This window comes from Actinomyces denticolens, from assembly GCF_002072185.1.
Lineage (GTDB): Bacteria > Actinomycetota > Actinomycetes > Actinomycetales > Actinomycetaceae > Actinomyces > Actinomyces denticolens.
In genome coordinates this window covers 31308-54290 of record NZ_MVIW01000001.1, presented here as the reverse complement: position 1 = coordinate 54290, position 22983 = coordinate 31308, and the positions used below count along the sequence as shown (strand labels likewise).

General features: G+C 71.1%; 19 protein-coding genes, 1 tRNA gene and 1 pseudogene. 10 read left to right on the top strand and 11 right to left on the bottom strand.

Annotation, left to right across the window (positions count from 1 at the left end):
- The first annotated feature begins 37 nt into the window (after positions 1-37).
- Positions 38-2221, top strand: coding sequence for a bifunctional cytidylate kinase/GTPase Der (gene der, locus B1H55_RS00235; protein WP_073451910.1), 2184 nt, complete (start codon positions 38-40; stop codon positions 2219-2221).
- Between the two features lie 127 nt (positions 2222-2348).
- Here the strand turns inward: der and B1H55_RS00230 are convergent, their stop codons facing one another.
- Complete coding sequence (locus B1H55_RS00230) at positions 2349-2951, bottom strand: DNA-3-methyladenine glycosylase I (protein ID WP_077241127.1); 603 nt, start codon at positions 2949-2951, stop codon at positions 2349-2351.
- Between the two features lie 110 nt (positions 2952-3061).
- Here B1H55_RS00230 and B1H55_RS00225 point away from each other — a divergent pair, with 110 nt between their 5' ends.
- The 4 genes from B1H55_RS00225 (at position 3062) to B1H55_RS00210 (ending at position 6629) form a co-directional block, all read left to right on the top strand.
- A complete protein-coding gene (locus B1H55_RS00225; RefSeq protein WP_073451914.1) occupies positions 3062-3433 on the top strand; it encodes a VOC family protein in 372 nt (123 codons plus the stop codon).
- Between the two features lie 67 nt (positions 3434-3500).
- On the top strand, positions 3501-5156 hold the full coding sequence (gene pgi, locus B1H55_RS00220; RefSeq protein WP_077241126.1) for a glucose-6-phosphate isomerase: 1656 nt from the start codon (positions 3501-3503) through the stop codon (positions 5154-5156).
- 104 nt (positions 5157-5260) lie between these two features.
- A complete protein-coding gene (locus tag B1H55_RS00215) occupies positions 5261-6355 on the top strand; it encodes a ThiF family adenylyltransferase (RefSeq protein WP_231952972.1) in 1095 nt (364 codons plus the stop codon).
- Positions 6356-6552: 197 nt separating this feature from the next.
- Positions 6553-6629, top strand: a tRNA-Pro gene (locus tag B1H55_RS00210).
- Between the two features lie 584 nt (positions 6630-7213).
- Here the strand turns inward: B1H55_RS00210 and B1H55_RS12730 are convergent.
- The 3 genes and pseudogenes from B1H55_RS12730 to B1H55_RS00200 all read right to left on the bottom strand — a co-directional run.
- Positions 7214-7873 (bottom strand): annotated as a pseudogene (locus B1H55_RS12730) (transposase); the annotation flags it as partial.
- Between the two features lie 317 nt (positions 7874-8190).
- Entirely contained in the window at positions 8191-8277 is an 87-nt protein-coding gene (locus tag B1H55_RS13060) for a sigma factor-like helix-turn-helix DNA-binding protein (RefSeq protein WP_420866430.1), read from the bottom strand.
- A 637-nt stretch (positions 8278-8914) separates the two neighbouring features.
- The gene (locus B1H55_RS00200; protein WP_080461495.1) at positions 8915-11383 is read right to left on the bottom strand and encodes a glycoside hydrolase family 31 protein; all 2469 of its coding nucleotides are present in this window, start codon (positions 11381-11383) and stop codon (positions 8915-8917) included.
- Positions 11384-11617: 234 nt separating this feature from the next.
- Between B1H55_RS00200 and B1H55_RS00195 the strand changes: the two genes are divergently transcribed.
- From B1H55_RS00195 to B1H55_RS00175, 5 genes are read left to right on the top strand one after another with little or no spacing between them, the layout of a single operon-like run.
- A complete protein-coding gene (locus B1H55_RS00195; RefSeq protein WP_077241124.1) occupies positions 11618-12328 on the top strand; it encodes a TetR/AcrR family transcriptional regulator in 711 nt (236 codons plus the stop codon).
- Complete coding sequence (locus B1H55_RS00190) at positions 12325-14124, top strand: MDR family MFS transporter (RefSeq protein WP_371836556.1); 1800 nt, start codon at positions 12325-12327, stop codon at positions 14122-14124. The genes B1H55_RS00195 and B1H55_RS00190 overlap by 4 nt, the downstream gene beginning before the upstream one ends.
- A gap of 47 nt (positions 14125-14171) precedes the next feature.
- Positions 14172-14390 carry a type II toxin-antitoxin system Phd/YefM family antitoxin gene (locus B1H55_RS00185; protein ID WP_077241123.1) on the top strand — a complete coding sequence of 73 codons (219 nt, stop codon included), beginning with the start codon at positions 14172-14174 and terminating at the stop codon, positions 14388-14390.
- Entirely contained in the window at positions 14381-14776 is a 396-nt protein-coding gene (locus tag B1H55_RS00180; protein ID WP_077241122.1) for a type II toxin-antitoxin system VapC family toxin, read from the top strand. Before B1H55_RS00185 ends, B1H55_RS00180 begins: the two co-directional genes overlap by 10 nt.
- Positions 14777-14800: 24 nt before the next feature.
- Positions 14801-15682: an HAD family hydrolase gene (locus B1H55_RS00175; protein ID WP_073452039.1), complete on the top strand. Its 882-nt coding sequence runs from the start codon at positions 14801-14803 to the stop codon at positions 15680-15682.
- A gap of 40 nt (positions 15683-15722) precedes the next feature.
- Here B1H55_RS00175 and B1H55_RS00170 read toward each other — a convergent pair whose 3' ends face one another.
- From B1H55_RS00170 to zwf, 7 genes are all read right to left on the bottom strand, one after another.
- On the bottom strand, positions 15723-16781 hold the full coding sequence (locus tag B1H55_RS00170; protein ID WP_073451926.1) for an alpha/beta hydrolase: 1059 nt from the start codon (positions 16779-16781) through the stop codon (positions 15723-15725).
- A 1-nt stretch (position 16782) separates the two neighbouring features.
- A complete protein-coding gene (locus B1H55_RS00165; protein WP_077241155.1) occupies positions 16783-17250 on the bottom strand; it encodes an RNA-binding S4 domain-containing protein in 468 nt (155 codons plus the stop codon).
- Between the two features lie 85 nt (positions 17251-17335).
- On the bottom strand, positions 17336-18376 hold the full coding sequence (locus tag B1H55_RS00160; protein ID WP_077241121.1) for an HNH endonuclease family protein: 1041 nt from the start codon (positions 18374-18376) through the stop codon (positions 17336-17338).
- A 79-nt stretch (positions 18377-18455) separates the two neighbouring features.
- Entirely contained in the window at positions 18456-19379 is a 924-nt protein-coding gene (locus tag B1H55_RS00155) for an aldo/keto reductase (RefSeq protein ID WP_073451930.1), read from the bottom strand.
- Between the two features lie 44 nt (positions 19380-19423).
- Positions 19424-20221: a 6-phosphogluconolactonase gene (gene pgl, locus B1H55_RS00150; protein ID WP_077241120.1), complete on the bottom strand. Its 798-nt coding sequence runs from the start codon at positions 20219-20221 to the stop codon at positions 19424-19426.
- Complete coding sequence (locus tag B1H55_RS00145; protein WP_073451934.1) at positions 20218-21219, bottom strand: glucose-6-phosphate dehydrogenase assembly protein OpcA; 1002 nt, start codon at positions 21217-21219, stop codon at positions 20218-20220. Before B1H55_RS00145 ends, pgl begins: the two co-directional genes overlap by 4 nt.
- Positions 21216-22787 (bottom strand): glucose-6-phosphate dehydrogenase, encoded by a 1572-nt coding sequence (zwf, locus tag B1H55_RS00140; RefSeq protein WP_077241119.1) that lies wholly within the window; start codon positions 22785-22787, stop codon positions 21216-21218. Before zwf ends, B1H55_RS00145 begins: the two co-directional genes overlap by 4 nt.
- Positions 22788-22983: the final 196 nt, after the last annotated feature.

Here is a 22983-nt window from a genome sequence, read left to right as displayed (position 1 = left end):
AGCGCGCCAGCGCATCGCGAGGAAGGGCCGGGAGCATATGGGAATCGTCGTCGCCATCGATGGGCCGAGCGGGTCGGGCAAGTCCACCGTTGCCAAGCGGGTCGCCGCCGCGCTGGGCCTGGCCTACCTCGACACCGGCGCCATGTACCGCGCCGCCGCCTGGTGGTGCGAGCGCACCGGCATCGACCTGACCGCCGACGAGGTGGACGCGGGGGCCGTCACCCGAGCCATCCTCACCATGCCCCTCGACATGGGCCTCGATCCCACATCCCCGGGGGTGACCTGCGACGGCGTCGACATCGCCGAGGCCATCCGCGACCCGCACATCGCCTCCGTCGTCTCGAAGGTCGCCACCAACCTGGATGTGCGCGCCGAGCTCGCCCGCCTCCAGCGCGAGATCATCGCAGGCGAGTCCCGCGACGCCGTCGACCTTCACCGCTCCTTCAGCGCGGGGAAGGGAATCGTCGCCGAGGGCCGCGACATCACCACCGTCATCGCCCCCGACGCCGATGTCCGCCTCCTGGTGACGGCCAGCGAGGAGGCCCGCCTGGCCCGCCGCGCCGGTGACCTGGAGGCCGCGGGCAAGAGCGTGGACGCCGCCGCCCTGCGCGACCAGGTGGTGCGCCGCGACCGGGACGACGCCACCGTCTCCCAGTTCCTCACCGCCCCCGAGGGCGTCACTCTCGTCGATTCCTCCGACATGACGCTCGAGGAGACCGTCGGGCACGTCCTGGGCCTCATCGAGGCCGCCCGCGCCGAGGCCGCCGAACGCGACCGGGCCGATGAGCAGCGGGCCGACGCCCTGCGCGCCGGACTGGAGGAGTACGAGCTCGAGGAGGAGGACGTCGCCCTCCTCGACGGCGAGGAGGAGCTCCCCTCCGGGGACGCCGCCTTCGAGGCCGGGCTGCCGGTGCTCGCCGTGGTGGGGCGCCCGAACGTCGGCAAGTCCACCCTCGTCAACCGGGTTCTCGGGCGCCGCGAGGCCGTTGTCCAGGACAGGCCGGGCGTCACCCGCGACCGCGTCTCCTATCCCGCCGAATGGGCCGGCCGCCGCTTCACCATCGTGGACACGGGCGGCTGGGAGGTCGACGTCGAGGGCCTCGAGGCCTCCGTCGCCTCCCAGGCCGAGGTGGCCGTGGAGCTCGCCGACGCCGTCCTGCTCGTCGTCGATGCGCAGGTGGGGATCACCGAGACCGACGCCCAGGTGGTCCGCCTCCTGCGGCGCAGCGGCAAGCCGGTCGTGCTGGCCGCCAACAAGGTGGACTCCCCGGCCCAGGAGGGCGACGCCGCCGCCCTGTGGAACCTGGGCCTGGGCGAGCCCCACGCCGTTTCCGCCCTCCACGGGCGCGGCAGCGGGGAGGTCCTCGACGCCTGCATGGAGGTCCTCCCGGAGGTTTCGGCCGTCGCCCCCGCCGCCCCCGAGGGGCGGATGCACCGCATCGCCCTCGTGGGGCGCCCGAACGTCGGCAAGTCCTCACTGCTGAACTCCATCGCCGGGCGGGACCGCGTCGTCGTCAACGAGATGGCCGGCACCACCCGGGACCCCGTCGACGAGATCATCGAGCTCGATGGGCGCCAGTGGGTGTTCGTCGATACCGCGGGCATCCGCCGGCGCGTGCGCCAGTCGCGGGGCGCCGACTACTACGCCGTCCTGCGAACTCAGGGGGCCATTGAGAAGGCGGAGGTCGCCGTCGTCCTCCTGGACGCCTCCGAGCCGCTGACGGAGCAGGATGTGCGCGTCATCCAGCAGGCCGTCGACGCCGGGCGCGCGCTCGTGCTGGTCAATAACAAGTGGGACCTCGTGGACGAGGACCGCCAGAAGATGCTCCGGTGGGAGATCGAGCACGACCTCGCGCACGTCTCCTGGGCCCCGCACATCAACCTCGCCGCCGCCACCGGCTGGCACACGAACAGGCTCGTGCGCGCGCTCGACGCCGCCCTGGAGGGCTGGGGCACCCGTGTGCCCACCGGCCGCCTCAACTCCTTCCTCGGGGAGCTCCAGGCCGCCACCCCGCACCCGCTGCGAGGCGGCAAGCAGCCGCGCATCCTCTTCGCCACCCAGGCGCAGGTGCGCCCGCCGCGCATCGTCATCTTCACCACCGGCTTCCTCGATGCCGGCTACCGGCGCTTCATCGAGCGCCGCCTGCGCGAGGAGTTCGGCTTCGTGGGCACCCCGATCCAGATCGGCGTGCGCGTGAGGGAGAAGCGCCAGCGGCGGTAGGTCATCGGGGAGCTCTGGCCGGGGGATGGCGATGAGGGCGAGAAGGATGAGGGCGGATCCCACCCCGCCCGCCGTCGGCGCCTGACGCAGGCGTGTCGGGCGCGGGCTTGAGGCGCCCGGCACCGCCTCAGGACCATATTCCGGAGGAGCCGCGTCGGTGCGAGCCCACCAGGTGGGTATCGACGATGCCAATGGCCTCCATGAGGGCGAAGAGCGTGGTCGGGCCGACGAAGCGGAAGCCCAGGCGCCTGAGTCGGCGGGCCAGCGCCTCGGACTGCGGTGAAGAAGTGGGAACCTCCGCGAGACTGCGCGGGGCGGGTGTGGAGGCCGGTCGATAGGACCACACGAGTCCCGCCAGTCCGCCGTCCACCTCGGCGTCCTCCCGCAGGGCCACGGTGGCTCGGGCGTTGGAGATGGTGGCCAGGATCTTCGCTCGATTGCGCACGATCCGGGCGTCCGCGACCAGTCTGGTGACGTCCTCATCCCCGAATGCTGCCACCGCCTCCGGCTCGAAGCCCGCGAAGGCCTCCCGGAAGGATTCCCGCTTGGCCAGGATCGTGCGCCAGGACAGCCCCGACTGGAAGGCCTCCAGACTGAGACGCTCGAAAACGCCCTGCTCGGTGCGCACGGGCATGCCCCACTCGGTGTCGTAGTACTTGCGCAGCAGCGGGTCCGCCGCCGCCCACACCGGCCTCGCCAGTCCGTCCTCCCCGATGATCAGGTCGCTCATGCCTTCACCTTCTCAACCGCTGGGTCGGATCACAAGGGCCTGGTCGCGCCGCTCGGCGGCCAGCGCTGAGCCGTTGACCTCGCACCAGGGCAGGTCCTACGATGGCTCGTATGATCGATCATATCTCGCTGGGAGTCGGTGATACTTCGGCGGCGAAGGCCTTCTACGCGAGGGCGCTTAAGCCCCTGGGCTACCAGGTGGTCGTGGAGCACGGTCCAGTGATCGGGCTGGGCGTTATGGGGCGTGAGAACGGTCCGAATGCGGAGTTGTGGTTGGTTCCCGCCGATGAGCCGACCGCCATGCACCTTGCGCTGACCGCCGAATCGGCCGAGCAGGTCGATGCCTTCTACGAAGCGGCGCTGGCAGCGGGCGGCAGGGACAACGGCAACCCGGGGGAGCGGCCTCAGTACCACCCGGGGTATTACGGCGCCTTCGTGCTGGATCCGGACGGGCACAACCTCGAGGCAGTCTTCCACGGCTGAGCGCAGCAGCTCCGGAGTGCCCGAGCACCACGCGACGCCGTCGCGCCCAACCGCTAGGCTTGTGCGCATGCAGACGCCTATCGATGCCACCGCAACGCCCGCCTGGACCCGCCTGACCGAGCTGCACATCGGGATGCGCCCTGACCTGCGCGCCTGGTTCGCCCAGGACCCCGAGCGCGCCGAACGCTTCACCTACCAGGTCGGGGACCTGACCATCGACCTGTCCAAGAACCTCCTGACCGACGATGTCCGTGATGCCCTGGCCTCCCTCGCCATCGAGGTGGACGTGCCCGGGCGCCGCGACGCCATGTACGCCGGCGAGCACATCAACGTCACCGAGGACCGCGCCGTCCTCCACACCGCCCTGCGCCGCCCGGCCAACGACGCGCTCATGGTCGACGGCCAGGACGTCGTCGGCGACGTCCACAAGGTCCTCGACCGCGTCTACGACTTCGCGCGCCGCGTGCGCTCCGGCCAGTGGGTCGGCGTGACCGGCAAGCGCATCGAGACCGTCGTCAACATCGGCATCGGCGGGTCCGACCTCGGCCCCGTCATGGTGTACGAGGCCCTCAAGCCCTACGTCCAGGAGGGCCTGGAGTGCCGCTTCATCTCCAACATCGACCCCAACGACTGCGCGGAGAAGGTCAAGGGCCTCAACCCCGAGACCACCCTGTTCATCATCGCCTCCAAGACCTTCACCACCCTGGAGACCCTCACCAACGCGCGCATGGCCCGCGACTGGTTCCTCTCCGCCCTGACCGAGCGCGGCATCAGCGCCGAGGGCGCCATCGCCAAGCACTTCGTGGCCGTCTCCACCGCCCTGGACAAGGTCGCCGAGTTCGGCATCGACCCCGACAACGCCTTCGGCTTCTGGAACTGGGTCGGCGGGCGCTACTCCGTCGACTCCGCCGTCGGCACCGTGCTCGCCGTCGCCATCGGCCCGGAGAACTTCGCGGACTTCCTGGCCGGCTTCCACGTCGTCGACGAGCACTTCGCCACCAAGGACCCGGCCGAGAACGCCCCCATGCTCATGGGCCTGCTCAACGTCTGGTACGTCAACTTCTTCCACGCCGCCTCCCATGCGGTGCTGCCCTACTCGCAGTACCTGCACCGCTTCCCCGCCTACCTCCAGCAGCTCACCATGGAGTCCAACGGCAAGTCCGTGCGCTGGGACGGATCCTCGGTCACCACCGACACCGGCGAGGTCTTCTGGGGCGAGGCCGGAACCAACGGGCAGCACGCCTTCTACCAGCTCATCCACCAGGGCACCCGGCTCATCCCCGCCGACTTCATCGCCGTGGCCAACCCCGCCCACCCGGTCACCGACGGCGGTGTCGACGTCCACGAGCTCTTCCTGTCCAACTACCTCGCCCAGACCGCCGCCCTCGCCTTCGGCAAGACCGCCGAGGAGGTGCGCGCCGAGGGCACGCCGGAGCCGATCGTCCCCGCCCGGGTCTTCGCCGGGAACAAGCCGACGACGTCGATCCTCGCCCCCGCGCTCACCCCCGGCGTCGTGGGCCAGCTCATCGCCCTGTACGAGCACATCACCTTCACCCAGGGCATCGTGTGGGGCATCGATTCCTTCGACCAGTGGGGCGTCGAGCTCGGCAAGAAGCTCGCCCTGGAGATCGCGCCGGCCGTGCAGGGCGACGCCGAGGCGCTGGCCGCTCAGGACTCCTCCACGCAGGCCCTCATCCGCCGCTACCGGGAGCTGCGCCACTGAGCGCCGCCGCGCCCCCTCAGGGCCGAGCCCCGTGGGCGCCCGTCATCAGTGACGGGCGCCTGCGGGCCCTGTCCGACGCCGAGCGCGCCCGGTACTCGCGCAACATGCTCGTCCCCGAGGTCGGAGTCGTCGGCCAGCAGCGCATCCGGGCCGCCCGCGTCCTGCTCATCGGAGCGGGCGGCCTCGGCGCGCCCGCCGCGCTCTACCTCGCCGCCGCCGGAGTGGGGACGCTCGGGATCGTCGAGTTCGACGTCGTCGACGCCTCCAACCTCCAGCGCCAGATCATCCACACAACGGCCGGCGTGGGCTCCTCGAAGGCCCGCTCGGCGGCGTCGGCGATCACCGCGCTCAACCCCGACGTCGAGGTCATCCTCCACGAGGAGCGGCTCGACGCCGCCAACGCCCTGCGCCTCATGGAGGGCTGGGACGTGGTGGTCGACGGCACCGACAACTTCCCCACCCGCTACCTCGTGGGCGACGCCTGCGCCCTGCTCGGCATCCCGCTCGTCCACGGCGCCGTCCTGCACTCGGCGGGCCAGGTGGGGGTCTTCGACGCCGCCCGGGGGCCCTGCCACCGATGCCTCCACCCCCAGCCGCCGCCACCGGGCTCCGTGCCGTCCTGCGCCCAGGCCGGTGTGCTCGGCGTTCTGCCGGGCATCATCGGCACCATGCAGGCCGCCGAGGCGCTCAAGCTCATCGTCGGGGGAGGGGAGCCCCTCATCGGCCGCCTCCTGCTCCTGGACGCCTGGGGTGCCGGCGTGCGCGAAGTACCCGTGGCCAAGCGCCCCGGCTGCCCCCTGTGCGGGCCGAGCCCCACCATCACGAGCCTCGAGGCGGTGGAGGACACCTGCGCCGCGCCCGAACCAGCAGAAAGGAACGAGGAGACCATGAACACCATCACCGCATCTGAACTGCGCGCCCGCATCGCGGCGGGGGAGAAGCCCGGTGGGGCCTACACCCTCCTGGACGTGCGCGAGGCCGACGAGATCGCCGCCATGCCCGTGGAAGGGGCGGTCCACATCCCGCTGGGGGAGGTGATCGAGCGGGCCGGGGAGCTGGACGCCGACAAGGAGACGATCGTGACCTGCCAGGGCGGCGTCCGTTCCAAGAAGGCCATCGAGGCCCTCCAGGCCGCCGGATACGCGGGAGCGCTGACCAACCTCGAGGGCGGTGCGCGCGCCTGGTACGAGTCGGCCTGAGCCGCGCTGCGGGCCGCGAGGGCCGGTTGCGGCGGGATCGTGACGCATCGGCATCGGCTGACTCCGCCGTCGCTCCCGCCGTGACCGGCGTCACCGCGCGCCGGTTTCGCCTGCGGGGCCACGGTGGGCTAAGGTTCTACACGTTCCGAGCGGACCCGAGCGGCGGAGGTGATTCCGGCCGCAGGGACGTGAGGCAACGGGCTGTGGCGCAGTTTGGTAGCGCACTTGACTGGGGGTCAAGGGGTCGTGGGTTCAAATCCCGCCAGCCCGACCATTAACCTCACACTCAAACCCGTGTCATGGTTGACCCATGGCGCGGGTTTTTGCTTGCCAAGGGGTGTTTGAGGGGCCTGCGGGGCGGGTTCGGGCCTGGTCTGGCGGGTCTGGTGGGGGTGCACGAGGTCGACTCCCGGGCCTGGTCCGTTCTCGTGGACCCCTGCCCGTAGAGGGGTGAAGCTTCCGGAGCACAATTCGGCGTACACCGCGCTCGTCAGCGAGGTGCTCGATCGCATGCGCTGTGGGCTGGTTGGACCAGTGGAGTCTTCAGGACTGACAGGCAGTTCGGGGGACTCGGATCAGCAGGCACGTGGGGCTCTTCCCGGCGATCGATGCAAAGTCCATCATTGCCGCCGCCAGGGGGGTGAATCTCAGCGATAGGCTCAATTCCCTGGTCTTCCTCGCCCTCACTTAGACGTTGTCCTGAGGCACGCGGGCCCAGGGAGCCCGGACTAAGTAAGATATCGGGATTGATGGCTCATCGCAAACGGGGGTGTGGGTGGTGTCTGAATCCGCCGGTGTCTGGTAATGAGCGGGCGGTGCGGTTCGTGAGGTTGCGCAATAGCCACGGAACCAAACCCCGGACGCTTCAGTCTTGAAGCCGGTGAAGCCGTCCATCGCGACGACCTCGATCCCGCTCGCGCCGACCGCGAGGGACCTGTCTTGTCACATACCCGGGGTGAGATCGATGATGACGGTGACGTACTTGTCCCCGGACCTCGTGCGGCGCCAGACGCGCTCGTCGACGCCGACGACCTTCACGCCGTCGAACCGGCCCCGGGTCGTCGGTCAGCACGCGCTTGCCCTCGGCGAGGGCCGCATCATCGGCCGTGTGCCAGGACACCCCGAGACCTGTGGTGATGCACGAGATGGTGAGGTGGTCGATCACCAGTGCCTCCAGCGCCCACCGCATCGCGCGACGGGATCGCTTCACTCGCCGCGCCACTGCAGCGGTGAGGTCCTCAAGCCGAGCGCCCGCATCCAGAGCACTTGCAGCGGCGCACGCGGACCAGCAGCGTGGTCGAGCGGTGCTCGAACGGCTCATGCGCGAGCTGTCGCGTATGCGCCGCACGCGACAGCGCCCTGCCGCCGCTACCCCTCCACCAGGGATCCGGTTGAGCAACTCGGCACTCACTTCACCGCCCGATCCGGGCCCGGACGCCGGCCGACATCCACCAGACCGAGCTCATCGAGACAGCAGAAGACTGCCAGGTCAGGGGCCGCGAAGGCAGCATCGAGCACGTCGAGATCCTCCGGATGGGCAGTGCAGGAGCCTCCATCATTGGAAGGCCCCGCCCCCTCAGCCACCGACACACTCAACCAACCACCCACACCAACTGGGAAGAGCCAGAAAACAAGCACAGTTCGAAAAACACTCAATAGTCCAGGTGGCCGTTTTTGTTGAGAAGTGCACCTGCTGGAATCAGCATGTATGGAGCCCCGGTACATGATGGAGCCGACATCCCACTGCGACGGTGAGTGGGGCCAGCAGCGTCCGGAGCCCCGAGGCGGGCATGGTGCCCACGCCGCCGAGTGCAGCGGCGCCGGGGCGGCGTCCTTCACGCTGCCTTGGCGATTTGCGAGACCCTCCCCTTGGTGATCCCCATCAGGGTCGCGACGTCCTGCACGGTCAGCCCTTGTGCCAGAAGAGCTGAGACCGTGCGGGCCTGGATCACCGCTTGCGACCGCGGGGTGCAGTACTGCCCCATCCGCTATGGGCAGGCCCTGGCCGACTGCCGGGCGGTGGCCTCGGTCGGCTCCACAGACGACTCTTACGCAGGCGCGATGGCCCAGGCCCGGGGCTCCCGTCACTAGGGCCGGGCTGATCCGCAACCGCGCCTACCTCGACAGTCGCGATCCCTGGCAGGGGCTGGACGACGCCCGTGATCTCCACCGCCCAGTGGGCCCCGCTGGGCGGGCGCCACCCGTCCCCACTGCGCCATGGCCATGCGCACCCCCGCCCGGGCACGAGAGCGCCTGGCAACCGGCCGCCGACGAGCGGACCACCAGCCAACCCCAGCCGGCGACCACCGGCACCAGATCAAACACCCTCCACCAAACCCGGGGCCTGACAGAGAGATGCTTTCAACAATCAAGCGGCCGGGCGGCGTGCGCGTGCTGTCGAGTTCGTACTTTTGGTGACGAGTTCGGTGAGTGAGGGTACGAACTCGTCACCAAAAGTACGAACTCGACGCTGGCCGAGACGGCGGACGATGGGGATAGGGGGAAGCACCGGCCGCCCGGCCCGACGCCGCTTCGTTGGGCCGCCACGCTCAGCGCGCCTCAGGCGACCTCGGCGATCGCGGCCAGCACGGCGTCGGGAACTCCCACGGCGCGCAGGCCGCCGAGCAGCGCCCCGCCGGTCGCCCCCGACCGGACGACATCCCAGGCGCGGTCCTTCACCATGTAGTCGATCTCCACCGGCTCGAGGATGGAGAACACCTCATCGGCCAGAGCCGGCGGCACGGTTCGCAGACCCTCCAGCTCCACCACCGCGCCGTCGGCCGGGCGAACCTCGCCCAACGCGATGTCGATCCCGCCGCCGAGAGTGATCCCATCGGCCCGCCGACCACGCGCCTCCAGCGCTCGCCCATCCAGGGACGCGCGCACGTCACCACCGGCCGACAGGAGCCGGACGGTGATCTCCCGCGCCTCGGGCACCACGTCCCGCGGGCCCTCCTGGCTGATCTTCAAGTGCGCGCGCCCGGCACTCTCATCCCAGGTCAGGGCGAAGCGCGTGCGCACCACGGCATCCGGGCCGGGCTCAGGAGAGCCATCGTCCTCCTCCAGGATGAACACGCCGTCGGCCCCGGGCACCACGACGACGTCGAGGCACCGCGGATTGGTGCCCGCGGCCTCGGACAGGTCACCGGCGAGCACGAGGAGGCTGCCCGCGCGCGCCAGCACCGGCACCTGCTCCAGGCGCCGCGAGAGCGAGAGCTCGGCGCCGTCCTCGGAGACGACCGAATACCGTCGCCCGGTCGGCAGATCGAACCACGTGCCCTGCGGCAGCCACGCGCTCTCCTGGGCGAGCCCGGTGGCGGCATCGGAGCGGTGGACCATGGGCACCACCAGGAGGCCGCCGAACAGGAACTCCGTGTGATGGGAGTAGGCCCCCGCGCGCCACGGGTGATCGTGGTAGACCGGGCGGATCGGGGCGAGGCCGTCGGTCGCCGCGCGCCGGGCCCACGTGTACAGGCTCGGCACCAGCCGGTGGCGCAGGCGCAGGTAGGCGTTCATCGTGGCGCGGGCATCGCGGGAGTAGCGCCACGGCTCCTTGGAGTTGAAGACCGACGCCGTGGAATGGAGGCGATTGATGGGGGAGAAGCAGCCCAGCTGCACCCAGCGCGCCATCATCTCGGAGTCCTTGACGCCGAACATGTGGCCGCCGATGTCATTCGACCACCAGAAGTAGCCGATGTTCGCCGCCCTCGCCGTGAACTCCGGCTGGAAGGCCAGGGAGTCCCAACTGGTGACCGTGTCGCCGGAGAAGCCGATGGGCGTGCGATGGCTGGAGGCGTCCGCGAAGCGGGAGAAGGTGATGGGGCGGCGCCGTCCGCCCTCCCGCTCCCGGCCGGAATCCAGGTAGTGGATGTGGTTGAGCATCCACAGGGGGTCGAGGCCCGGGATATCGGTGACGCCTCCCTGCTGCCAGTCGAGCCACCAGAAATCGACGCCCTCCTCCTCCAGCGCGTGGTGGGCGCGCTCCAGATAGGCGGACACGAAGGCCTTGTCCGTGATGTTGAAGGGGATCTCCTCACCGGAGCCGGGATCGCGGCCCAGATCCCGCATCATCGGGGCGTAGGCGTCCTCGTGGCGCCGGATGCCGGCCGCCGGGTGCAGGTTGAGGGTCACCTCCATGCCCCGCTCATGGAGGGCGGCGAGGAAGCGCGAGGGGGAGGGGAAGAGCTCGGTGTTCCAGGAGTAGCCGGTCCAGCCGTTGCCGATGGACGGGTCGATGTCCACCCAGTGCCAGTCCATGTCGAGCACCGCCACGGAGAAGGGCAGCTCCTCCGCGGCGAAGCGGTCCATGAGCGCGAGGTACTCCTCCTCGGAGTACGGGTGGTAGCGGCTCCACCAGTTGCCCAGGAGCGCCCGGGGCACCAGCGGCGTCGGGCCCGTCAGGGCGAAGAAGTCGCGCAGGGCGCCGCGGTAGTCCTGGCCGTAGCCGAAGAGGTAGAGGTCCTCTCCGCCCGGGGCCCCGTCCACGGGGTCGGCCCCCGGGCGCGGCCGCACCCACTGGTCCTCCTGGAGGAGCAGGGAGCCGGAGTCGTCGACGACGGCGATGCCGTTGGTGGACAGCAGCCCCGCTCCCAGGTCCACCCTGCCGTCGGCCTCGTCCAGGGTGCGGCGGGTGCCGCCGAGGTTCGTCGGGTAGCTCTCGTGGGGGTCCCATGCATCGCCGTGATGCCAGGTGCCCCCGTGGAGGTTGAGGACGGCGGTGCGCAGGCTGACGCTCAGCCCTGAGCGGGAGAAGCCCCGCGAGGGCTGGTAGGCCAGGTGGAGGTGCTCGGTGAGGATCTCCAGGCGGTCATCGCCCCGCACCACCCGGAAGGTCGGCGTGGGGCCCAGGTCCCGGGACAGGACGAGCTGGGTGGCGGCGTCGGTGAAGACCCCGTCAGGGGAGTGCTCCATGCGGATGAGCCGATCGGTGAGCACGGTGAAGCGGGCGGATCCCGCCGTCACGACGGCGTCGGGGCGGGCGGGGGCCATCCGCGGCTCGCTGGAGGCGGAGGACAGGGGAGAGGTCATGATCGGCCTTTGACTGCGACGGTGGGGGCCCGCGAGAGGGCTCGTGGACGACGAGGCGGGCGAGGAGCATCTGCTGCGCCTCATCATCCATCACGAGGCGCCACAACGGGTAGCCGTCCCATGCCCGCCGGGGGGAGCAGCGCGCCACCACCACCCGGGTGTTCTGACGCCGTGTGCTCATGAGCACACGTTTTGCACTTGGTGCAAGGCTGCACTGAGTGCAATCCTCATGCCATGAGTCCTCCACCCGCGAACGGCGCCGCTCCTGCGGCGGGCCTGCGCGCCACCAACGCGCGCCGCACCCGCGAGGCCATCCAGGCCAGCGCCCTCCGGCTCGCCGCGGAGCGCGGATACGAGGCGATCACGGTGGAGGATGTGGCGGCGGACGCGGGGTGCTCCCGGCGCACCGTCTTCAACTACTTCCCCACGAAGGCCGACCTCATTCTCCGGGCGCCCCAGGTCCCGCCCCAGGCCGAGATCGAGGCCTTCGTCGCTTCCGACGGCGAGCTCCTGCCCGACCTCCATCAGCTGATCACTCACGCCGTCGCCCCTATGGCCAGCGACGCCGAGGAGTTCCAGCGGCTGCGCCGCGTGCTCCGCGATGCCCCGAGCGTCGTCCCCGAGCTCCAGTCGCGCGTGCGCCTCGTCCACTCGGTTGTTCGCGCCGCCCTCGCCCAGCGCCTGGGGGCGGACCTCGGCTCCCCTCAGGTGGTCGCGGCCGCCGCACTGGCCGCCACGTTGTACAGGGCGGCCTTCGAGCTGTGGGCCGGCGATGGCGACGATCCCGATACCGATGTGCCCCATGGTGAGGCGGCCCCGTCCTCCCGCGGATCAGCTGGTCCCGGGACCCTCGCCGAGGCACTCGACCTCGTCACCGCCGGCCTCCGCGGCATCCTCACCGGCCCCACGGCGAACGCCGCCGTCATGAGAAAGGACCACGCGTGACCAAGCGCGACACCGACACCCCCACCGTGCAGGCCGGGGAGCCAGAGACCATCGAGGCAGCGGACGTCTTCAAGCCCGACCGACGCTTCTGGGCCGTTTACGCCTCCCTGCTCGTCGTGATGTTCCTGTCCGCCCTCGACCAGACGATCGTCGGCACCGCGCTGCCCACCATCGTCGGCGACCTCGGCGGTGCCAGCCACATGGCGTGGATCATCACCGCCTACACCCTCGCCGTCACCGTGGCCATGCCGGTCTACGGCAAGCTCGGCGACCTCGTGGGCCGCAAGACCCTCTTCCTCATCGCCATCGCCCTCTTCCTCGTCGGCTCGGCGCTGTGCGGGACCGCCGACTCCATGACGGCGCTCATCGTCTGGCGGGCCCTCCAGGGCCTGGGCGGCGGCGGCCTCATGATCTCCTCCCAGGCGATCACCGGTGACCTCATCCCGCCGCGCGTTCGCGGCACCTACATGGCCCCCATGGGCGCTATGTTCGGCATCGCCTCCGTCCTCGGCCCCATCATCGGCGGCTGGCTGACCGACTCCGTCTCCTGGCACTGGGTCTTCTGGGTGAACCTGCCGCTGGGCGTCGTCGTCTGGATCGCCGTGTGGGCGGTTCTCAAGCTTCCGGTCCACAAGCTCCGGGCCACGATCGACTGGGCCGGGCTGAGCCTGATGAACCTCGGGGCCGTGCTCATCGTCCTCGTGGCCACCTTCGGCGGCAACCAGCTCGACTGGACCAGCCCAGCGCTCATCGCCATGATCGCCGTCGGCGCACTGGCCTGGCTCATCCTGCCCCTGGTCGAGAAGCGCGCAGCCGAGCCGATCCTGCCCATGACGGTCCTCATGAACCGCACCTTCATCCTCTCCACCGTCCAGGGGATGCTGGCCATGGGCGGCATGATCGGCGCCAGCCTCTACCTGCCGACCTTCCTCCAGATGAGCTACGGCTACTCCGCGACCGCCTCCGGCCTCCTCCTGGTCCCCATGACGGTCGGCATGCTGGTCTCCGGGATCGGGTCGGGCATCCTCGTCACCCGCACCGGGCGCTACCGGATCTACCTCATCGTCGGGCCGGTCGTCGCCGGCGCCGCGCTGCTGTGGATGAGCACCTTCAGCGCCTCCACCCCCGTGTGGATCATCTCCACCGCCGTCTTCGTCCTCGGCGCGGGGATCGGACTGTTCTTCCAACTGCTCGTCACATTGGTCCAGAACGACGTCGAGCCGCGCAACCTCGGCACGGCCACCAGTGGCAACAACTTCTTCCGCGAGGTCGCCGTCTCGCTGGGCTCCTCCCTCATCGGCGTGGCCTTCTCCAACAACCTGGCCGACCGGCTCGGCGCCAATCTCATGGCGCTGGCCACGAACGAGGACCCGCAGATCCAGGAGGCGCTGCGGGGCTTCCACGGCGGCGATGCCGGCTCTTCGCTCACACCGGCCCTCGTCAACCAGCTCCCGGATGCCCTCCACACGGCGATCACCAACGCCTACGCCGACGCGCTCACACCGATCTTCCTCCTCATGGTGCCCGTCTTCGGCCTGGCCATGGTCATCGGCTTCTTCTACAAGGACGTCCCGCTCTCGCGCCAGTCCGCCCTCGAGCAGGTCGCCCGGGCCGAGAGCACCAGTGCCGAGAATGCTGGGAACGACGGCGAGCCGGGCGATGCCGACGACGCCGCCCGGGCCCGAGTGCCGGGGGATGCCGCGCCCCGGAAGGCGTCAAGCCTGCCCTCCGAGAGCGCGGGAGTCGGGCACTCGGCTGGTCGCAGTGCCCAATGCCCTGAATCGCGTCAGTTCTGACCGATTCATTCTGGTCAGAATCGTCGCTGCCGAGTAGTCATGGTCCCATGACCATGATGAGCGTCCAGGATGCCAAGGCTCAATTCTCCTCGGCGCTTCGCCGTGTCGAGCACGGCGAGGAGATCACCATCTCGCGCCATGGCAAGCCGGTCGCGCGACTCGTCGCCGTCGGGCAGCAGCGCCGCCGATTCGGGGTCATGGACCTGGAGATCCCCGACGACTTCGATGAGCCGATGCCCGGGGAGGAGCTCCTCCTATGGGAGTGACCTACCTCCTCGATACCCACGTGCTGCTCTGGCTCATCGGTCAGCCGTCGCAGATCCCCGAGCACGTGGTGGCGCGCTTGGAGGATCTTGGGAACAGCCTGCTCGTGTCGGCAGTATCGGCACTGGAGATCGCCCAGAAGACACGTCGGGGCAAATTCGATAGCGGTGACCTCGTCTCCGCATGGGACCGCAGGATCGCGAGCATCGGGGCGGACCACTTGGAGATCACACGCCGCCACGCACTGCACGCGGGCATGATGGATTGGGAGCATCGGGATCCGTTCGACCGACTGCTCGTCGCGCAGTCCGAGCTCGAGGGCGCCGTCCTCGTCACTGCGGACCGCAAGATCACCTCCCGCGATGGGCTCCGGCTCCTGTCCTGGTGAGGAGCCTCTGACATGATGAGCGCCGTGAAACGTGAACCGCTCGACGCCCGCCTGTCCGCCGCCCTGCCCGAGACCGTCGACCTCAGACTGGTGGTCACCGACATGGACGGCACGCTCGTCGACGCCGAGAGCCGCCTCCCCGCGGGACTCGACGCCGCCGTCGCCGAGATGCGCGAGCGCGGCATCCTCTTCGCCCCGGCCTCCGGCCGGCAGATGGCCAACCTCCGCTCCGTGCTGGGCGAGGCCGTCGTCGACTCGCCCCTCATCGCCGAGAACGGCTCCTTTGTCGTCCACGACGGCATCGAGATCCACTCCGCGACCATCAGCCCCGCCGAGGCCCGCGCCGCCATCACTGCCGTCCACCGCCTCGCCTCCGAGGGCCACGATCTCGGGGCGGTCGTGGCCTGCAAGGAGTGCGCCTACACGGAGAGGGACGACGCCCCCTTCGCCGCCCGGATCGGCATCTACTACACCGCCCACCGCAGCGTTGACGATCTCCTGGCGCTCCCGCTGGACACTGTCCTCAAGGTCGCCGTGTTCGACTTCGACGACGTCGAGAACGGCACCGCCGAGGCGATGCGCGCGGCCGTGCCCACCGTCCAGACCGTCGTCTCCGGCAAGCACTGGGTGGACCTCATGTCCCACGGCGCGGACAAGGGGCGCGCCGTCGCCGCCATTCAGGAGCGCCTGGGCATCACCCCCGCCCAGACCGCCGTCTTCGGCGACTACCTCAACGACCTCGGCCTCTACGACTACTCCGAGCTCTCCTTCGCCATGGCCAACGCCCATCCCGGCATCCTGGCGGCCGCCAACTACACGGCGCCGGCCAATACCGAGGACGGGGTCCTGCGCGTCGTCGCCGCCCTCATGGAGCGCATGGAGCGGCTGCCGGCCGGCCGCGGCTGAGCAGCCCGGGGGCCCGTCATCGGGATCGGGGAGGAGCCCTTCAGGCGCGGCGCAGCGCCCGCCCGAGCTCGTCGATCGATTCGCCGCGGAAGTCCCGCATCGAACGGGCCCACTGGCAGATATCCGCCCCGTGGTACATGCCCGGCTCCACGCGCAGCCGCACGGGCACGCCACTGGCCTCCAGTCGGCCCGCATAGTCCACGCACTCGTCGACGAAGAGGTCGAGCCCGCCCACCCCGATCCACGCCGGGGCGAGGCCGGTCAGATCCTCGCGGCGGGCCGCCGCCGCCCAGGGGCGGTTCTCGGGCTCCCCCGAGGGATGCGAGAGGTAGGCCTGCCAGCACTCCGCGTTCTGCCGGGCCGTCCACACGAAATCGCCCCGGCCCGGGATGTCGACGCCGCCGGCGCCGGTGCGGTCATCGAGCATGGGGTAGATGAGCATCTGGAAGGCCAGGTCCATCTCCTCATCCCGGCAGCGCTGGGCCAGGGCCGCCGCCAGGCCCCCGCCGGCGCTCGCCCCTCCCACCGCCACGCGGGCGGTGTCCACCCCCAGGGCGGGGGCGCTCATGCGCAGCCATCGCAGCGCGCTCCAGACATCGTCGATCGCCGCGGGGTAGGGGTGCTCGGGGGCGAGGCGGTAATCCACCGAGACCACGAGGATGCCGAGCTCGCGCGCGATGCGCGAGCACAGCCCATGATCCTGGGCGGGGCCGCCGGCGATGAGGCCGCCGCCGTGGATCCAGATGAGCGCGCCGCTCGGCCCGGCCTCGCGCCGGGCGGGGGTCTCATAGAGCCACAGGCGCAGGCTCCGACCGCCCGAGTCGATGACCCGCTCGCGGCCCAGTCGGCGGGGAAAGATCCTTCCCTGGCTGGTCAGCCGCATCATGCCGGTGAAGGACTCGGGGGTGACGGGTTGGGGCTCCCCCGTGGGCCCGTGGCCGAAGACCAGGAGGGGAGCGCGCAGCTCCGAGGCGACGTCGTGGAAGGCCGGGCCCAGGTCGCGGCGCCTGGCGCCCACCGCCCCCGCCGCCACGCCGAGCGCGGCGATCCCGGCCAATGCCGCGGCGCCCGTCGAAGAGCGCCCACCGAGTCCGGGCATCTCAATCCTCCTCATCGAAAGCCCTGGCGAGCTTGGCATCCAACTCATCGGCGATCACCCGCTCGCCGCGATCCGCCGCAGTGCCTCCCATGAGCGCGTCGAGCCTGCGGCGCTCCCGCTTCGTGGGGCGGCCCGCCCCGCGATCCCGGATGATCGCCGCAGGCGCGTCCAGGGGGGAGGGCCTGGGGGCGGAGAAGTCCTTGTAGGAGGTGCGGGCGATGGGCGCGCCGACCCGCTTGACGAGAATGCGGGTGACTAGGAGCAGGCGGTCGAAACCATCCACCCGGTAGCGGATCTCGTCACCGACCTTGACCTGCTGGGCGGGCTTCGCCGTCTCCCCGTTGACGCGCACATGCCCCGCCCGGCAGGCTGCGGTCGCCGCTGACCGGGATTTGATCTGACGCGTGCTCCACAGCCACACGTCCACGCGCGCACCCGTGGGCCCGCCTGCGCCGGCGGCGTCCTCGATCGCCCGTCGGCGCGCCTGATCGAGGGATTCCCGCGCCCCGGTGCCGTCGTCGGTTCTCACAGCGGCATCCTAGCCTCGGCGGGGCTCAGCCCCGACGCCGTGATGCCCGCCGGAGCGAACGGCGCGCCCGCGCCACGATCCCGGCGCCCAGGAGCAGCATCCCCGCCATGAGGAGCGCCCGGTAGCGGACATCGGCCAGGAGAGCCCCCGGTGCCCGGGTCACGGCGTCCCTCGTAGTCTCGATGATGCTGGGGGCGCCATCCCCGCCGGCCGCGCAGTCGGCGAGCGTGGAGCGCAGGGCCTGGCGATCCGCGTCCGGCAGGCCGAGCCGGTAAGCGGCGGCAACGCTCACGAAGCGCTGCGCGTACTCGCACCGGAACGAATCGTTGGAGGGCCACCAGCCGGGGGAGGCAGCGGTGGACCACGTGCCGGTCTCCGTGGAGCCGATCGGGCAGGTGGCCGGGCCGCAGGCTCCCTTGGACTGGTTGGCCCGGCCCTCGACGGCCACGAGGTTGAGCGGGTCGTTGGCCACCAGCAGGCGGGCGCGGGCGTCCCACGCCCAGGCGCCATGGGCGTAGAGGTAGTTGAGCGGGACGATGTGGTCGATCTGGACGGCGTCGGACGTCGATTGCCCGCGCTGGAAGCTCACCGAGGCGCCGGTGTACGGGTCGTGGAGGACCCCGCTCCACACCGTGGCGTCGGGGCACACCGCCGCTCCCCGGCCGTCGCCGTCCTCACGGCCCTGCTTCCCGTCCGCGCGGGAGAAGTCCGCATGGGACAGGTCACGGGCGAGGATCTCGTTGCGCGTGTCGCAGCCATCGCCGTCGACGTCCTCCCACGCCTTACCGAACCAGCCGGTGCGGCTGCCGCCGGCGCCCCAGGACTCGACGGCGGGCTGATCAGCGGGGAGCTCGTCGAGCGCCGCGATCGCGGCGGCCGGATCGAGGACGGCGCTCGCCCGATCGTCCCAGGCGACGCCGTCGAGCCATGCCTGGGCGGCGGGGGCGCCGACGGGCATGGCGGGAGGCGACGGCTCCGACTCGGCGGTCGCGCCGATCGGGGCGACCGCCAGGGCGAGGGCGCATGCCGCCATGCCGAGGGGCGGGGCATGGATGGGACGGCGCATGGGCCGACCGTACGTCGCCGGGCCGGCCCTTGAGCGCAGGCCTGTGGACAGCGTGCGTCACGGGCCCGGGTCCACAGGCTCAGGGCACGATGTGCCCGGCGGATCGGAACAGCTCATACCATTGCGGCCGCGTGAGGACCAGGTCGGCGCCCGGTGCGCTGCGGCGGAGCCGCTCCGGGCTGGTCGTGCCCAGCACCACCTGGATCCGAGCCGGATGGCGGGTGATCCACGCGGTGGCGATCGCCTCAGGGGATACCTGGTACTCGGCCGCCAGCCGGTCCACGACGTCGTTGAGCTCGGGGAAGCGGTCCCGATCCCCGAGGAAGGGGCCCTCCCAGCCCGGTCCGCGCATCGGGGACCACGCCTGCACCGTGGTGGAGGTCATCCGGCAGTAGTCGAGGATCCCACCGCTGCGGTCCACGGATTGCGCGTCGGCCATGTTGAGGGCCACGCCCTCGGCGATGATCGGAGCGTGCGTGAGCGAGAGCTGGAGCTGGTTGGCCACGAGCGGTTGGGTCACGGTCGCGCGCAGGAGCTCCATCTGCCCGCGGCTGTGATTGGACACGCCGAAGGCGCGGACCTTTCCCGAGGCGACCAGGGCGTCGAAGGCCGATGCCACCTCGTCGGGCTCCATGAGGGCATCGGGGCGGTGCAGGAGGAGGACGTCGAGGTAGTCGGTGCGCAGTGCCCTCAGGGACTCGTCCACCGAGGCCATGATGTGCTGCGCCGAGGCGTCGTAGTAGCCCTCGCGGATCCCGCACTTCGATTGGAGGATGACCTGCTCGCGCTCGGATGCGGACCATCCCAGGGCCGCCCCGAAGCGCTCCTCGCAGGCGTGGTCGCCGCCGTAGATGTCGGCGTGGTCGAACATCGACACGCCCTCATCGAGAGCGGTGGACACGAGTTCGCGGATCTCGGCGTCGTCGAGATCCTTGATGCGCATGCATCCGAGGATGATGTTGGAGGCGGGGATCTCCGAGGTGCCAAGGCTGGAGCTTCTCATGGCGCCAGCCTACTCAGCCACAGGCCGGCCCGGAGCGAGGAGGATCATCTGTCCCGCGGAGCGGCTCCCTCGTCGAGGAACCACAGGGTCCGCTCGCCCCGGGCGCAGGAGATCGGGGCGAGCGCGGCGTCGGGGGAAGCCAGGCCGGTGCGGGCGGCGTCGCGCTTGTCCTGACCGAAGGCCAGGAGCACCACGAGGCGGGAGCGGTGGAGCGCCGGGAAGGTGAGGGTGGCGCGCTGCGGCGGGGGCTTGGGGGAGTCCTCGACGGCGGCCATGTCCCTCCCGGTGGTCAGTGCCACGGGATGGCCGGGGAAGAGGGAGCAGACGTGCCCATCGGGGCCCATGCCCAGGTGGACCGCGTCGAAGCGCCCGCCGGCGGGACCGGCCAGGGCCAGATCGCGCTCGAGCGCCTCCGTGGCGACGAGGACGCTGGCGGCGGCATCGGGCCCGGCCAGGCGGTGGATGTTCTCCTCGGGCACGCCGGCCTCCGCCAGGGGGGCGGCGAAGAGGTCATTGCGCTCGGGGTCGCCCGCGGGAACGAAGCGCTCATCGCCGAACCAGATGTGCACCCCCCGCAGGTCCTGGGGACCGATGCCGGCTTCGGCGAGCGCGGCGGGCAGCGCGTGGGCGATGGCCCTGCCCCCGGAGCCCCCGGTCAGTGCGAGATGGGCAGTGCCCCTGGTGGACAGGGCCTCGGCGAGGGCCGCGGCGATCGCCGCGCCCGCCCGCTCGGAGGCCTCCTCGCGGGTGGGGGCGATGTCGACCGCAGGTGCGGGCAGGTCCGCCGCCGCGGACTCGATGTCGTGGCGCGCGCCGGGGCGCGAGGCAGTGGAGTCGGTCATCGCGTGGCCTCCTGTGAGGGCTGTGGTTCCTGGGCCCGGGGGCCCTCGGCGAGGAAGGCGGCCAGGACCTCCCCGTAGAGGGGATCGGGGGACAGTCGGCGCAGCTCCTCATCGAGGGTCGTCACGTCGCTGCGCCGGGTCATGGTGGCGATCTGCGGTTCGCGCCCATCGGGGCGGCAGACGCGCACCCGGTCGGTGTCGACGCGGGTGATGGTGATCTCGCCCTCGGGGGTGCGGGCCTGGACGGACGCGATGCCCTTGAAACCCCCCACATCGCGGCGCTCCACGGGCACTCCGAGGCGGAGTCTCAGCCAGGAGGTCATGAGCGCCACGGAGGCGTTGCAGTGCTCGCCCTCGATGACCATCGAGGTCACGCCGGCGCCGCGCAGTGCGGGGGCGAGGGCGGAGGCGACCATGGCGCGCCACAGGGTGATGCGCGTCCACGCCAGGTCGATGTCCCCGCGCCGCGATCTCGGCGCCAGGCCCCGCAGGGCGGTCTCGGGCCGCTCGAGGGCCGGGGTGTTGGTGATCCTCGCGGTGGCGAGGCGCCCCAGGGGATCGTCGGCGGGCACGGGCGGGCACTCATGGGGCCACCAGACGACCACGGGCGTGTCGGGCAGGAGAAAGGGGACGACGAGCGTATCGATGTGGTCGGCCGCCTCGCCCCAGGGGCGCAGGACGATCGTCTCGCCCGCGCCGGCGTCATGGCCGGTGCGGATCTCGGCGTCGAGGTGCCCCCTGACGTCGGAGGCGACATGCCCGTCCCGGCTGCGGGGTCCCGAGGGCTCCTGGGTCGCCTCGCGCTCGGGGACCACCGCGATGATGCGGCTGGGGTGGTCCCGGCTGGCCCCATGAGCGGCCTCGAGGGAGGCCTCGAGGTGCTCGGCGTCGCAGGCGATGAGCAGGGTCAGGACGTGGGAGTGCCCATGGGCGCCCTCGTCGGCCAGGAGTGCCGAGGTGATCCTGGCGGTGGTGGTGGCGGTGAGCGTGGTGATCATGAGCGCCTCCAGGCACGGCCCTCTCGGGCGAGCAGATCGTGTGCGTCCTCGGGCCCCCAGGAGCCGGGGCGATAATCCCGCGGTGACCCCGAGGCCGACCAGTGCTCGATGACCGGGTCGAGGATCCTCCATGACAGGTCCACCTCCCGCTGGTGGGGGAACAGCGGGGCGTCCCCGAGGAGGGCGTCGAGGATGAGTCGCTCGTAGGCCTCGGGGGACTCCTCGTTGAAGGTGGCGCCGTAGCCGAAGTCCATCGTCACGTCGCGCAGCTCCATCTGGGTGCCGGGCACCTTGGAGGCCACCCGCAGGGTCACGCCCTCGTCGGGCTGGATGCGCAGCACGATGGTGTTGGCGCCGATACCGGCGGTGGCGGCGTCGTCGAAGGGCAGGAAGGGCGGCTGGCGGAAGACGATGGCGACCTCGGTGACCCGGCGGGCCAGGCGCTTGCCCGCACGCAGGTAGAAGGGCACGCCCGCCCAGCGGCGGTTGGCGATCTCCAGGCGCAGCGCCGCGAAGGTCTCCGTGCGCGAGTCCGGCGCCACGCCGTCCTCCTCCAGGTAGCCCTTGACCGCGGTGCCGCCCTGGTAGCCGGGGGCGTAGCGGCCCCGGGAGGTCGTGGCGTCCAGGTCGAGGACGCCGCCGCGCTCCAGGCGCACCGAGGCCAGGACCTTCTCCTTCTCGGCCCGTACGGCCGCAGCGTCCATCGACGTCGGCTCCTCCATCGCCACCAGGGCCAGGAGCTGGAGGAGGTGGTTCTGGATGACGTCGCGCGCCGAGCCGATGGTGTCGTAGTAGCCGGCGCGCGTGCCGATGCCGATGTCCTCGGCCATGGTGATCTGCACGTGGTCCACGTAGCGCTGGTTCCACAGGGGCTCGAACATCGTGTTGGCGAAGCGCAGCGCCAGGATGTTCTGGACCGTCTCCTTGCCCAGGTAGTGGTCGACCCGGAAGACGTCGTCGGGCCGCACGATGCGGCCGATGAGCTCGTCGAGCTCGCGCGCGGAGGCCCGGTCATGGCCGAAGGGCTTCTCGACGACGACGCGCCGCCAGGATCGCTCGTCGCGCTCCACCAGGCCGGAGCGGGCGATGCGCTCGGTGACGGCGGGGAACCAGCCCGGGGGGATCGACAAGTAGAAGGCTCGGTTGCCGGCCGTGCCGCGCGCGGCGTCGAGGTCCTCCACCACGCCGGTCAGGCGCTGGTAGGCGTCATCGTCCTCGAAGGAGGAGAAGGGGACGAAGCGCATCCCGGCCGCCAGCTGCTCCCAGGTGGTGTCGCGCCACGGGGTGCGGGCACCCGCGCGCGCCCACTGCTCGACGTAGTCGCGCATGGCGTCATCGTCCCAGTCGCGCCGGCCCACGCCCACCAGGGAGAAGCTGGGGGAGAGCAGGCCGCGGTTGGCCAGGTCGTAGATGGCCGGCAGCAGTTTGTTGCGCGCGAGATCGCCGGTGATGCCGAACATCACCAGGACGCAGGGGGCGGCGATCCTTGGGAGTCGCAGGTCGCGACTGTCGAGCAGCGCCGTCGCCGCGGGGGGACGGGGCTGGGCCGGTGCTGTGGATGCTGGCACGGGTGCCTTTCTGGGGTGGTGTCGGCCGCAGGGCTCCACGACCGGCCTCACTCTAGGCGCCCGGCGCGCTGGACCCCGGCGTGTTTCACGTGGAGAGTAAGGGGCCGGGGCCGGTAACGCCGCGGCCTTCCGCGCGGGCTACTGTTGGCAGCGGCCCACGCGAGGATCCCCGCGCGCAGCGGGGCCGAAGGCGCCA